Raw genomic sequence first — 13,068 nt, 5'->3', positions numbered from 1 at the left:
GTTTTTTTCTTTGAACTTAGAATCTTAACAAATCAGAACCTTAAAAAAAAGAAATTTATCATCAAGTTACTAAGATTATAAAGAAAAAAAACTTAGAACCTTAGCAACTCAGAACCTTAGAACCTTAAAAAAAATTATAAATTAGAATTCTGCTTACTAAGAAAAAAAACTTAGAACCTTAGTAACTCAGAACCTTACAACCTTAAAAAAAAATGAAATTTAACATAGCCCTTTTAGCCGGTGACGGAATCGGACCAGAAGTAATTAATGAAGCTGTAAAAGTATCTGATGCTATTGCAAAAAAATTCAATCACGAAATAACATGGACACCAGCTCTTACAGGAGCAGCTGCAATTGATGCTGTTGGAGTTCCTTATCCTGATGAAACGCATGAAGTTTGTATGAAAGCAGATGCTGTTTTGTTTGGCGCAATTGGCCACCCAAAATATGATAATGATCCAAGCGCACCAGTTCGTCCGGAGCAGGGATTATTATTGATGCGTAAAAAATTAGGTTTGTTTGCTAACGTACGCCCTACTTTTACGTTCCCTTCTTTGATTGATAATTCTCCTTTAAAAAGAGAAAGAATCGAAGGAACTGACTTGGTTTTCTTAAGAGAATTAACCGGAGGAATTTATTTTGGAGAAAAAGGAAGAAGAGACGACGGAGAAACTGCTTTTGACAATTGTGTTTACACAAGAGCCGAAGTTCAGCGTTTGGCCAAAAAAGGTTTTGAACTTGCCATGACACGTAGCAAAAAATTATGTTGCGTTGACAAAGCAAACGTTTTGGAAACTTCACGTTTATGGAGAGAAACCGTTCAGGCAATGGAAAAAGAGTATCCTGAAGTTACTGTTTCTTACGAATTTGTTGATGCAGTGGCAATGCGTTTGGTACAATGGCCAAATTCTTATGACGTTTTGATTACAGAGAATTTATTTGGAGATATCTTAACAGATGAAGCTTCTGTAATTTCAGGTTCAATGGGATTAATGCCTTCTGCTTCTGTTGGAGAACATACTTCATTATACGAACCAATCCACGGATCTTACCCTCAGGCAACTGGATTAAATATTGCAAATCCGCTGGCAACTATTTTATCTGCAGCCATGATGTTCGAAGATGCTTTTGGACTAAAAGACGAAGCCGAAGCTATCAGAGCCGTTGTAAACAAATCATTAGAGCAAGGAATTGTTACAGAAGATTTAGCAACAAAAGGATCAAAAGCATACAAAACCAGCGAAGTTGGAGACTGGCTTGTAGAAAACTTATAGTTAATTTTGTTTCAGGTTTCAGGTTTCAAGGTTCAAGTTATTGTTGGAACGTGAAACCTGAAACTTATAGCTAATTTATTTCATGAAGAGGCTTATAGAAATGCGTCTTCGCTTTGTGTTAGATGCAAAGCAGTGCATCTCTACAGAAACAAAATTTACCGCATAAAAAAAGGGATCAACTTACGTTGATCCCTTTTATATATTTAGAAAAAAATATTAATATCCTCCTCTGTTACCACCACGGTCATTTCCACCACGGCTGTTTCCTCCACCATAACCTCCGCGTGAATCTCCACCACGACTGTTATTGTTGAAGCTTCTTCTTTCGCCTTCTGGTTTCGGTTCAGATTTATTAACCACAATTGCACGACCTTGAACAGTAGCTCCATTCAATTCATCAATTGCTTTTTGAGCTTCTGCATCGTTTGGCATCTCTACGAAACCAAAACCTTTGCTTCTTCCTGTAAATTTATCAGTAATGATTTTAACTGAATCTACTGCTCCGTAAGCCTCGAAAGACTCTCTTAAATCTGCTTCCTCAATACTGAATGGAAGGCTTCCAACAAAAATGTTCATATGTACTTATTTATAATAATGTAGCAAATGTAGTCTTATTTTTCTGTAATCTACTATATATTAGTTTATTTATGTTTTTATTTTGATTTAAAAAAATAGAAATCAATAAAACCAAACAATTGCAAATGAAAAACTTAATAATTTAGAAGTTAACCTTAGGGGTATATGGTATCTTATAAAAAACACCTTCTGTAAAATGAATTTCAGGTTTTTCTCCATCACCTGCACTACCATTTACTGCTGTAAATTTAAATGTTCCCGAAATAGTATTGTTTTTAACATCAAAATCTGTAATCACAACCTGGCCGTTCCCCATGTTTGTTCCTGTAGTAAACTGAGGTGTTTCACTCGGAAAAACATTCGAATAGGAAGCCGTTGCTATATCATCAACACCCAAAATATAAGTTTGAGGAATTGGAGAAGGCAGTTTCAAGCTTACTTTCTCAGCTCCCAAACCTCCTTCGATAAACAAATCTCCGTTTATTGTTGTATAAGCTGTATAGTTTTGAGACCTCCAAAAGACATTATCTTTCAATCCCTGAAAAGCAGGCGTATTAAATTTTACATCTTCAGTACACGATGCAAGTACAAAAACACTAATAAACAAGTAGATATATTTTTTCATAAGGTCATGAATTTGAGGCAAAAGTACCTTATTTGAGCCAAAAAATGAAAATTTAAACCCTGAAACAGGTCAAAAAACAGCAAAAATCTGCAGCAAATATATTTAATAAAGTTTGGAACGAATAATTCATAAAAAAATTATATCTTTGCGCCCTTAATTAACGGAGGTCGAGTACCTCAAAATTTAATCATAAGATTATGTCAGTAAAAATTAGATTACAAAGACACGGTAAAAAACAAAGACCTTTTTACTGGGTTGTAGCTGCAGATGCACGCTCAAAAAGAGATGGTAAATACTTAGAGAAAATCGGTACTTACAATCCTAACACAAACCCTGCAACTATCGAATTAAACATTGATAGCGCTGTAAAATGGTTACACAATGGTGCACAACCAACTGATACTGCAAGAGCAATTCTTTCTTACAAAGGTGCTTTATTGAAACACCACCTTGATGGAGGTATTCGTAAAGGTGCTTTAACTCAAGAGCAAGCTGATGCTAAATTATCTGCTTGGTTAGATGCTAAAGCTGGAAAAGTTGATGCTAAAAAAGAAGGTTTAACAAAAGCGCAAGCTGATGCTAGAGCTAAATCTTTAAAAGCAGAGCAAGAAGTTAATGCTAAACGTTTAGCTGCTGCAGCTCAGGCTGAAGCTGACGCTATCGCTGCTGCAACTCCTGCAGTTGAAGAAGAAGTTGCTGAAGTAGAAGCATCTACTGAAGAAGCTCCTGCTGCTGAAGAAAATAACGAAACAACTGAAGCATAATTATATTTAGCGAGAATGCGTAAAGAAGATTGTTTTTATTTAGGTAAAATCGCTAAAAAATTTAGTTTCAAAGGTGAAGTTCTGGCTTATTTAGACACGGACGAACCTGAGTTATACGAAAATCTGGAATCAGTGTTTATTGAATGCAATAAACACCTGGTTCCTTTTTTTATTGAAAAAAGTTCATTGCACAAAAACGACTTTCTTAGAATTCGTTTTGAAGATATGAATACCGAAGAAGATGCAGATGCCATTATGGGCAATGCCATTTATCTTCCTTTAAATATGTTACCAAAACTTAGTGGTAACAAATTTTATTTCCATGAAGTTATCGGTTTCGAAATTGAGGATCAGCGTTTAGGCGTTTTTGGAAAAATTGTTGCCGTAAACGATTCTACAGCCCAACCTCTTTTTGAAGTTTTAAATGGCGAAGTAGAAATGCTGATTCCGATGATCGATCATTTCCTTGTAAAAATTGATCGTGAGAATAAAAAAGTTATCATGAACTTGCCAGAAGGATTGGTGGAGATGTATCTTTAATTAAGAAATTCTAAATTTTTTAATTTCTAATTAGCTTCGATAAAAATCGGGTCATTATAGAAATCTGCAAAAAAATACCACAGAGAACACAAAGTTTTTTAAATATACTAAGTTTAATAAATACACAAAGTTCACAAAGCTTTGCGGACTTAGATTGTGTAAACACAACTTAAATCTTAGTTAACTCTGCGAAAAACCTTTGCGCTCTCTGCGTTAAAATAATTTAGGAATACAAATTATCATATATATTTATAGTATTTGTAGTTTTTTTTGAAAGAAGCCATTTTTTAAAAGTTTAAATCCTGATCAAAAAATACTTTCAGATTCTTTATTATTCGAAGTCGAAGAATTAAGAAAGATTCTATCGGCAATAATCACTAAAACTTCTAAATAATTAATACAGATTTTAGTCTTATTTTTGCAAAACAAATCAACCACAAAGATTTACTTTTCCAATTATAATTTGAAATTTAAAAGAATTGAATTTCACTAATCAGTTTGGAATTTTGAATTTTAAAAAATTGGAATTTCCTTTTTTTGGTTGGAATTTGGAATTTAAAAAAATTGGAATTTAATTTTTATGTTTACATTCAAGCAATTCTCTATTCAACAAGATAAAACTGCCATGAAAGTCGGCACAGACGGCGTTTTATTGGGCTCTTGGGCTCCAGTACATCATAATCCGTTTAGTGTATTAGATATTGGCGCAGGAACCGGAGTTATTGCTTTGATGCTTGCTCAGCGAACTCATGCGGAACAAATTGATGCCTTAGAAATTGATGAAGATGCTTACGAACAAGCGGTTGATAATTTTGAAAATTCTCCGTGGGGTGATCGCTTGTTTTGTTTTCATGCTGGTTTAGATGAATTTATCGAAGAACCGGAAGACGAATATGATCTGATTGTTTCAAATCCTCCTTTTTATGCCGAAGATTTTAAAACCGAAAATGAACAACGCGATTTAGCACGCTTTCAGGATGCCATGCCTTTTGAAGAACTTGTTGAAGCTGCCGATTTATTACTTTCAGAAAATGGAATATTTGCTATAATTCTTCCTTTTAAAGAAGAAGCAAAATTTATCGCTTTAGCCAAAGAATCACAATTATATCCAATAAAAATTACCCGCGTAAAAGGAACTCCAACAGCTGCAACTAAAAGAAGTTTATTAGCTTTTAGCCGAAATGAAACTGCCGAAATCGAAATCGATGAATTAACAATCGAAATCGACAGACATGTTTATACTCCGGAATATATCGAATTGACGAAAGAGTTTTACCTGAAGTTTTAAACCTGTTCGAAAATACTCTTAAACTGATACAGAATTCTCTCAATTAGTCGCAGATCTTCGGTTACAATTTCAGCACTTCCTTTCATTTCCTGCTGAAAAACAATTTGCTTTTTATAAGAAGTTTGCAATCCGTTAGGAAGAGCAACATCCATTAATATATTACCGTCTTTATCCGGAACAAGAGAAATATTCTGAATTTTACCTTTTAGCACACCAAATTCACGATCAGGAAAATTCGCCAATCTAATATTCACAACCTGGCCAATTTTTACTTTTCCTGAATTTAGAGCCGGCGCTTTTACTTTACCAACAAAACCATTTCTGGTATCCGGAATAATCGAGAACACATTATCACCAACATTTATGGTTTGATTTTCTGTCCAAACCTGCAAAAAAGTAACCACTCCGCTAACCGATGATTTTAAGGCATAAGCCAATTCCCAATCTTTTATTACTTTTTTAAGCTGATAAAATGATTGCGCCATGTTTCTTCCTAATGTAACCTCTTCTTTGGTGCCGCTTATCTGCGAATTCTGACTTAATTTTGAATTATCAATCAAAGAGGACTTCAATTGAGAAATCGACGTTAAAAGGCTTTTATAACTCTTTTGCGCCTGAAGATAACCCAGCTTCTTGGCTTCCATTTCCTGTGCCGAAATAATCCCTTTATTGAATAAAGTTTCAAAACGGGCGATTTCATTTTTTTGAAGCTGTAATTCACTTTCGTTAATGACCTTTTGCTGTTGCAAAATTTCTAATCTTTCCTTGATCTGAACTTTCTCTGAAACCTGCGCTCTGTTTTCGACCTGAAAAGGCTGCAAATCTTTATTTAATTCTTCGGCCTGATAATCTTTTTGAAAAACAGCAAAAGCACTTTCGATTTCTCCTAATTGTGCATTTTTTAGCAAAGCAAAAGGAAAAGCTTTTTGAGGATTGTTGATATTATACTCATCCACTATTTTTTTCAATAAAAAAACATCTTTGTAATTGGCTGTGTTTTCGATAATGGCAAGCGTGCTGTTTTTTGAAACTATCGATTTGTTTTTAACCAAAATAGCTTCGATACGTCCGGAAGATTTCGACACTATTTTTTCTGGCGGAATATTGGTTGTAATGACAATTTCGGTATTTACAACGTCCGGATATTTGATAAACCAGGATACAAAAAACAACATAAAAATAATTACAAATATCAAAACTGTTCCCCAACGTATCATCCAGTGGGGCACTCTGGTAAGGATGTCCTGAACTTCCTCACTTCTTAATTCGAATGTAGTATCTTCAGCCATGATTAATTTCCTAATTGTAATTGATTTTTAACCAGTTCAAAATAATTCCCTTTTTGTTCTACCAAAGCAGAATGATTGCCAATCTCTATAATTTTTCCTTTATCCAAAACCACGATTTGATCAGCATTCATCACTGTACTTAATCGATGCGCAATAACCACTACGGTTTTATCTTTAAAAAAGATATCCAGTTTACGCATAATTTCTTTTTCATTATTAGCATCTAATGCTGATGTTGCTTCATCAAAAAACAATATTTCGGGATTTTTATAAACTGCCCTTGCTATTTGCATACGCTGTTTTTGTCCTGTACTCATTCCGGTTCCTTCGGCTCCAATTTTAGTATTATAACCAAGAGGCAATCCGCTAATATATTCTTTTATGTTAGCCACATCTGCTGCATAAACCAAGCGCTCTTTATCGACTTTATCTACGCCAAAAGCAATATTATTAGCAATAGTATCACTAAAAATAAAACCTTCCTGCATCACTGCGCCAATATTGGATCGCCATGCTTTTTGCGAAATATTTTTAAACTGTGTATTGCCAATTGTAATTTCTCCTTTTTCAGGTTCATAAAATTTCAGAAGCAGTTTCATCAATGTTGTTTTTCCGCTTCCGCTAACGCCTACTATTGCCGTTACTTTATTGGCCGGAATCTTTAGTGTTAAATCATCTAAAACAGGAATATCGGATCCCAGATAACGGTACGAAAGATTCTTTATCTCGATATCAGAATCAAAAGGAACATCACTTGTCTGATGAACTTCTTGTTGCGTTTCATCTTCTTTCTCGTGAATTTCAGACAATCTTGCCAACGAAATTTTAGCATCCTGAAGTTCTCTCACAAATTCTATAAGCTGTGTTATTGGTCCGTTTAAACTTCCTACGATCGAACTTATCGCCAACATCATCCCCAACGTTATAGAACCGTCAATTACTAATTTAGCAGAAAGAAATATGATGAAAATATTTTTTAGCTCATTAATGACAGAAGAACCTATTGTTTGAGTTTGCTCTAAAACCAATCCTTTTATCGAAACCCTGAAAAGCCTGGCCTGAATATACTCCCAACCCCACCGTTTTTGTTTTTCGGCATTGTGCAGTTTAATTTCCTGCATACCGTTAATAAGTTCCATCACTTTGTTTTGCTCGTTTGAGACCTCTGCAAAACGTTTGTAATCGAGAACTTCTCTTCGTTTTAAGAATAAAGTAATCCATCCAAAGTAGAGAATACTTCCAACAAAAAACACAAAGAATATCTGAAGATTAAAATAAGCTAATACACCTCCCAAAACAAACATATTAATAACAGAAAACAATACATTTAAGGATGACGTGGTCAGAATTTTTTCGATTCTGCGGTGATCATTAATACGCTGCATAATATCTCCTGTCATTCGAACATCAAAGAACGAAATGGGCAGATTCATTAATTTAATAAAGAAATCTGAAATAAGCGAAATATTGATTCGGGTAGAAAGATGCAATAATATCCAACTCCTGATAAGTTCCAAACCTGTCTTTCCGGCAAATAGAAATAATTGCGCAAAAAGAATTAAATAAATAAAGTGAATATTCTGATTTTGTATTCCTACATCGACAATACTTTGGGTTAAAAACGGAAAAATCAATTGCAGCAAACTGCTGGCCAATAACCCTATACTAAGTTGTATTAAAAATGATTTGTACCGCAAAACGTATTGCGACAATAATGCAAAACCTAAACCTTTATTTTCTTCCTTATCAAATTCAGACTGAAAAAACTTTGGTGCAGCCTCCATCAATAAAGCAACACCTTCCTGAGTAGATTCGTCTGCATTGTTGCCTATCCAGAATTTAATAAAATCCTGTTTATTATATTCGATTAAACCAAAAGCCGGATCTGAGATATAATAAGTTCCCCTTTTGATTTTATAAAGTACTACATAATGGTTTTTATTCCAATGTAAAATACAAGGCAAGGGCGCCTCATGTAATCTTTCAAGATTTAATTTTACACCTAAAGTTCTAAAACCAATTTTCTCTGCGGCATCGCTTAAAAAAAGCAAATTACTACCTTCACGAGTTGTTTCGCTAATGTTCCTCAACTCCTGAATGTTGATTGTTTTTCCGTAATGTTTAGCTACTATTTTTAAACATGTTGGTCCGCAATCCTTAAAATCAGCCTGCTTATAATTGGTGAATTTTTTCAACTTATATTCATTTATTTCAGAGCAATTTAAGATTAAATTTCTTTATTTAACAAAAATATGATATTTACTATTAAATTAATTACTCTCTCTTTCTCTAAACATTTTAAACCACACATTTTAAAACAATTACATTTTATTTCTATTTAATCTCTGGTAATTTTATTTTAATGATTCCCTATAATTCAAAGCACCATTAAGATCTATATAAAAGAAACCGCCAAAATAAAAATATGAGGCGGCTCTTCCTTATTTAAAACTAAAAAAAAAATTAATGATCTAATAAACAGCTCTCCTCAATAACTGATGAGCAAACCTCTCCTTCACCCGGATGTATAATACCGGCAAAAGTGCCATCAGGACAATAACAAGCTTCAATTCCAGGCCCTCCGCCCTTAATGTTTTTCTTTTCAGCAGTACTTAAAACTTCAACCCCAATTAAATCTTTCAATTTTTTCATAATTTGTTTTTTTGATTTGTTAGTACTCCAATCATTTTAAGACAGTTGAAGACTCTGTCTGCTAAAAAACTATCATAATATTTTATTATTATTTATGCTATGAAAAAAAACAGAGAAGATATTAGTCTTCTCTGTTAGGGTATTTATAAACCAATAATTTATTAGAAATATAATTTCTCTAGGAGCTGGCACTGATTAGCCCTAACCAAATAAAACCAATTCAGTGACCAATTTTCCTGAGAATCCCAATACCAATCATCAATACTGGGATATTTGCTCAATGTTCCACGATCGAGCGCCTTACAAATTAAAAAAAACATGACTAAATTTTAAAAAAGGCTATATTTTACATTTATTCTAAAATCAAAAACTATCTAACAACAAAGGCGACTTGTTTCACATATACCTGCTGATGTATTTACAGGGCAGGTGCCGCCTACGGGTATTAAAACGCATCCAGCTTCGATTGCATGAACCCAACATTCAGGAATTCCTCCTTTTATTGTTTTTTGTTCAGTCTTACTTATGTGCTGGGCACTTTCTAAATTCAAAATTTTCTTTAACATTATCAGATATTGCTGTTGAAATTCAAATTATATTTTATTCTAAATTGTCAGTGAACTATTAACACGGAGCCATCAATATCGAACATTGGTTTGATCCTATATACACTGGCCTTAAGTTGCGCGGATAGGCTAAACATTGTTCCTGTGATGCGTAAAACACAACAAATTCTCCACACTCACCATCTGGCGGAATACTTCCTCCACTGATATTTTTTTGCTCACTGATGCTTAATGCTTCAGCTCCTTGTAAGTTTAATATGTTTTTTAACATGACGTTTTTTGTTTGAGTTTTTAATAAGAGCTTATTTTTATCCAATTCAAAAACTTATTCAAATGGAAATTTACAATTACCTGTGCTTCCTTCACTTAATCCCGGAATTGATCCGTCTGGACAATAAGTAAAACAAGATGCACTTCCAGTACTGCAGAAGCAACGACAAGTAGACGGATTAATTGGCTGTCCTCCTTGTATCGTTTTTTGCTCATTTGCACTTATTTGCTGAGCTCCTTCAAGGTTTAAAATATTTTTTAGCATAACTCTGTTTTTTGTTTCTGTTAATAACTAAAGTGAGCTTTATTCTATTTAACTATGCTCTAATTAGCAAGATTTTGTTCCGTTAGGCACACAATCCCAGTAATAAGGTACAGTTCCAAATTCGTTACATCTCTTTGCGAAAGAACCTTCGTTGCAAACCGGAGCATTACCACCAGCTATCATTTTTTGTTCATTTTCACTTAATTCTTCTGCGCCTTCAAGGCTTAAAATGTTTTTTAACATGATACTTTAGGTTTTAATGTTTTCCGTTTACTACTTCAATCATTTATCGACATTTGAAGCTTCTGTCTGTTCCTAATATTATTTTTAGAAAGATTAAGCTATTTTCTTTTCAAGAACTTCACTATTGTCAGATTCTTCAATAAAATCGTTTAGGAAATATTTTAATTCACTTAATTCATATTCATTTGGAAAAACTTTTTCGTTTACAATTTTAACCGGTGTATAATTAAAATTATTTTTAGAACACCACTCATATTGTTTTTGTATTTCCTGATTGATCATCATACTCACAGCGTCAACATGCCATTTTTTCAACCATTTTTTAAGGCCTATTTTTTTAATATGCCAATCAGATATTGCTTCAACCGTTTTTCCTGGAGTTACTCTATTGATGGTCAGAAGTCTTTCTACAACTGATTTATATGGATTTTCTGCATTTTCAGGATTGATATTGAATAATACATTCAGGAATATCCTGTCAGGAAATCTCAATACTAAATCAAATGCTTCCTGAAATGTTTTATGACAGTGCTCGCAACTTGGACTTATAATTATAGAAAGTTTTACTGCTGCATTTCTGTTTCCAAAATGTAATCCTCTCAAATCGTCAAATCCATCGGTATACGGTACTTTTTTTGACAGAAAATTTAATAACGAATAATTTCTTTTGAATTTTTTCATCTCTTTAAGAGAATTCTCGTTACCCAAAATGCTTTTTAAAATTGTTTTTAAAACGGACCAAATTGGTATAAGCAGAACAACTGAAAATACAAAAGGAAAAACCTCTGCGAAACTAAACGTTAACGTAAACAAATCTGATGCGAACCATATAACACTTTGCACAAATATTAGAGCGGAAACTGCCAAACACATTACGCACCATTTTTGAATTTCAAACTTTTGAATCCAAATTGAGGATACAATTACAGGAATAGCCAATAAACTTAAAAATCCTATAAAGATTGAAGATTCTAATGGTTTAACCAAAATAGCAATTACGCTTGAGCAAAAGAAAATAAGTGGAAGATCTGAAAAACTAAACCATTTATTTTCAGCGTTCTTGGAATTGATCACTGAACTACAAGATGAATTTGAACTTAGATTACAAAATTTTGAAATAATACTATTTTTAAAGCCCAATTTTTCCTGAACAATAAAAACGCTTACTATTAATCCTAAAATAGATGTTGTTAAAAAAACAGTGCTAAAAAGATTATAGGTATTATAGAAAAAAGATAATCCAACTAAAAGCAAAAGTGGTAAAGTATATTTTAACCAACTGAATTCAACTTTTAGGTTTTCTCTTGCAATAACATTATTAGGTTCTATGGCAACTATTACTCCATTCCAATCTAAAAGGAATTTTTCATAAGGCATTTTTAGGCTTCCTTTTTTAATCGTATTAATACGTACAAAATTTTTAGCCTTTTCTACCAATATAAGTTCCTCCTTAAAGTAGGCCAAAAAATTAGATGGTAAATCTACTATTTGTTCTTTCGAAACTCTCACTGCTGCATTCTCTACAGATAACAAATCCAGAGAATCTGTTATTGCAAATAAACTAGGATAATTTGGATGAGAAAGAAACAAATCTTTAAACTCATTTTTAATTTCCGAGTATCTATTTATTTGTAGAAATTTCTGTACAAGTTTTAACATCTTTTCGAATCTTTAAAATCATAATTACAATGCAAATATTGCTGTTTTTATTCATAAAAAAACGTCGAAGGCACACATTTTATCAATTATACTACATACAATTTATAAATTATAGCAGTCTGAATGAACCATTTAAACAATTGAAAAACAATAGATTAAGCTGATTATGTTTCAGCCAAAAGCTTCAAAACGCGAATCTCGACTAAGCGTTTTGCTTTTTGTCTAGTTTTGATAAATCAGAAACCCTAACACATAAACACATGACAAATCAAGCATTAAAATTCGCAGATTTTGAGAAAGAAAAATTATCTAAAAATCAACAAAAAACTATCCAGGGAGGCGACGATGTTGACCCATCAAAAGGAGAAGGAAAAGGAGCAACTGTAATATTAAATTAATTTGAGCAGTAAAAAATAACGACTTTAATACGTGTATTTTCTTATAAAAAAATACTCTTAAAAATCAAAAATACAATCTTAAATAACGAATAATTCCTCTTATGGGGAGAGACTTTTTAAACAAAAATTAATCATAAAAAATAAAAAAATGGCAACTCAAAAATTAAATATCAGCGATTTCGAATTTGAAAAATTAGCAAAAAATCAACAAAAAACCATTCAAGGAGGTGACGAACCTGTAGATCCAAGTAAAGGAAATGGAAAAGGAAATGGATAAATTTTAAGATTTAAATCAATAACTCTAATAAAAACAACCCTAATAAAACAATCATGAAAAATCAAGCATCAAAATTTGAAGAATTTAAAATTGAAAAATTATCTAAAAGCCAACAAAAAACTATTCAAGGAGGTGGAGGCGACGAACCTGTAGATCCAAGTAAAGGTAATGGAAAAGGAAATGGATAAATTTTAAGATTTAAATCAACAACCCTAATAAAACAATCATGAAAAATCAAATATCAAAATTCGAAGAGTTCAAAATTGAAAAATTATCTAAAAGCCAACAAAAAGCTATTCAAGGAGGTGACGATCCAGTGGATCCAAGTAAAGGTAATGGAAAAGGAAATGGCGTAATCTAAATAACAAAATTACATCTCAAA

At 32.8% G+C, this 13,068-nt stretch carries 16 protein-coding genes; 8 read left to right on the top strand and 8 right to left on the bottom strand.

What is annotated here, in order from left to right; all coding sequences use genetic code 11:
- The first annotated feature begins 212 nt into the window (after positions 1 to 212).
- Complete coding sequence (leuB, locus tag LNP81_RS07190) at positions 213 to 1,274, top strand: 3-isopropylmalate dehydrogenase (RefSeq protein WP_230034581.1); 1,062 nt, start codon at positions 213 to 215, stop codon at positions 1,272 to 1,274.
- A gap of 216 nt (positions 1,275 to 1,490) precedes the next feature.
- Here leuB and rbp read toward each other — a convergent pair whose 3' ends face one another.
- A complete protein-coding gene (gene rbp / locus LNP81_RS07185) occupies positions 1,491 to 1,850 on the bottom strand; it encodes an RNA-binding regulator (protein WP_026982652.1) in 360 nt (119 codons plus the stop codon).
- A 142-nt stretch (positions 1,851 to 1,992) separates the two neighbouring features.
- Positions 1,993 to 2,475 carry a DUF6252 domain-containing protein gene (locus LNP81_RS07180; RefSeq protein WP_230034579.1) on the bottom strand — a complete coding sequence of 161 codons (483 nt, stop codon included), beginning with the start codon at positions 2,473 to 2,475 and terminating at the stop codon, positions 1,993 to 1,995.
- A gap of 197 nt (positions 2,476 to 2,672) precedes the next feature.
- Between LNP81_RS07180 and LNP81_RS07175 the strand changes: the two genes are divergently transcribed.
- The 3 genes from LNP81_RS07175 (at position 2,673) to LNP81_RS07165 (ending at position 5,067) form a co-directional block, all read left to right on the top strand.
- Complete coding sequence (locus tag LNP81_RS07175; RefSeq protein ID WP_230034577.1) at positions 2,673 to 3,239, top strand: 30S ribosomal protein S16; 567 nt, start codon at positions 2,673 to 2,675, stop codon at positions 3,237 to 3,239.
- A 15-nt stretch (positions 3,240 to 3,254) separates the two neighbouring features.
- Positions 3,255 to 3,779: a ribosome maturation factor RimM gene (gene rimM / locus LNP81_RS07170; protein ID WP_065451539.1), complete on the top strand. Its 525-nt coding sequence runs from the start codon at positions 3,255 to 3,257 to the stop codon at positions 3,777 to 3,779.
- Between the two features lie 580 nt (positions 3,780 to 4,359).
- On the top strand, positions 4,360 to 5,067 hold the full coding sequence (locus tag LNP81_RS07165; RefSeq protein ID WP_230034576.1) for a tRNA1(Val) (adenine(37)-N6)-methyltransferase: 708 nt from the start codon (positions 4,360 to 4,362) through the stop codon (positions 5,065 to 5,067).
- On the opposite strand, the gene LNP81_RS07160 is transcribed toward LNP81_RS07165, so the two are convergent.
- The 6 genes from LNP81_RS07160 to LNP81_RS07135 all read right to left on the bottom strand — a co-directional run bounded on the left by LNP81_RS07160 (position 5,064) and on the right by LNP81_RS07135 (position 12,011).
- Positions 5,064 to 6,356: an HlyD family secretion protein gene (locus LNP81_RS07160; RefSeq protein ID WP_230034575.1), complete on the bottom strand. Its 1,293-nt coding sequence runs from the start codon at positions 6,354 to 6,356 to the stop codon at positions 5,064 to 5,066. The genes LNP81_RS07165 and LNP81_RS07160 overlap by 4 nt on opposite strands.
- A gap of 2 nt (positions 6,357 to 6,358) precedes the next feature.
- A complete protein-coding gene (locus LNP81_RS07155) occupies positions 6,359 to 8,551 on the bottom strand; it encodes a peptidase domain-containing ABC transporter (protein ID WP_230034574.1) in 2,193 nt (730 codons plus the stop codon).
- A 268-nt stretch (positions 8,552 to 8,819) separates the two neighbouring features.
- The gene (locus LNP81_RS07150) at positions 8,820 to 9,008 is read right to left on the bottom strand and encodes a hypothetical protein (RefSeq protein ID WP_230034573.1); all 189 of its coding nucleotides are present in this window, start codon (positions 9,006 to 9,008) and stop codon (positions 8,820 to 8,822) included.
- Between the two features lie 891 nt (positions 9,009 to 9,899).
- Complete coding sequence (locus tag LNP81_RS07145; RefSeq protein ID WP_230034572.1) at positions 9,900 to 10,109, bottom strand: hypothetical protein; 210 nt, start codon at positions 10,107 to 10,109, stop codon at positions 9,900 to 9,902.
- Positions 10,110 to 10,172: 63 nt separating this feature from the next.
- Positions 10,173 to 10,352, bottom strand: coding sequence for a hypothetical protein (locus LNP81_RS07140; protein ID WP_230034571.1), 180 nt, complete (start codon positions 10,350 to 10,352; stop codon positions 10,173 to 10,175).
- Between the two features lie 93 nt (positions 10,353 to 10,445).
- Entirely contained in the window at positions 10,446 to 12,011 is a 1,566-nt protein-coding gene (locus LNP81_RS07135) for a vitamin K epoxide reductase family protein (protein ID WP_230034570.1), read from the bottom strand.
- Between the two features lie 260 nt (positions 12,012 to 12,271).
- On the opposite strand from LNP81_RS07135, the gene LNP81_RS07130 reads away from it, so the two are divergent.
- From LNP81_RS07130 to LNP81_RS07115, 4 genes are all read left to right on the top strand, one after another.
- The gene (locus LNP81_RS07130; protein WP_230034568.1) at positions 12,272 to 12,409 is read left to right on the top strand and encodes an rSAM-modified peptide; all 138 of its coding nucleotides are present in this window, start codon (positions 12,272 to 12,274) and stop codon (positions 12,407 to 12,409) included.
- Between the two features lie 148 nt (positions 12,410 to 12,557).
- Positions 12,558 to 12,686, top strand: a complete 129-nt coding sequence (locus LNP81_RS07125; protein WP_230034566.1) for an rSAM-modified peptide — start codon at positions 12,558 to 12,560, stop codon at positions 12,684 to 12,686.
- A gap of 53 nt (positions 12,687 to 12,739) precedes the next feature.
- On the top strand, positions 12,740 to 12,874 hold the full coding sequence (locus tag LNP81_RS07120) for an rSAM-modified peptide (protein ID WP_230034564.1): 135 nt from the start codon (positions 12,740 to 12,742) through the stop codon (positions 12,872 to 12,874).
- Positions 12,875 to 12,912: 38 nt separating this feature from the next.
- The gene (locus LNP81_RS07115; RefSeq protein WP_230034562.1) at positions 12,913 to 13,047 is read left to right on the top strand and encodes an rSAM-modified peptide; all 135 of its coding nucleotides are present in this window, start codon (positions 12,913 to 12,915) and stop codon (positions 13,045 to 13,047) included.
- Positions 13,048 to 13,068: the final 21 nt, after the last annotated feature.

It is taken from the genome of Flavobacterium piscisymbiosum (assembly GCF_020905295.1).
Lineage (GTDB): Bacteria > Bacteroidota > Bacteroidia > Flavobacteriales > Flavobacteriaceae > Flavobacterium > Flavobacterium piscisymbiosum.
This window is presented reverse-complemented; position numbering and strand designations above follow the sequence as displayed.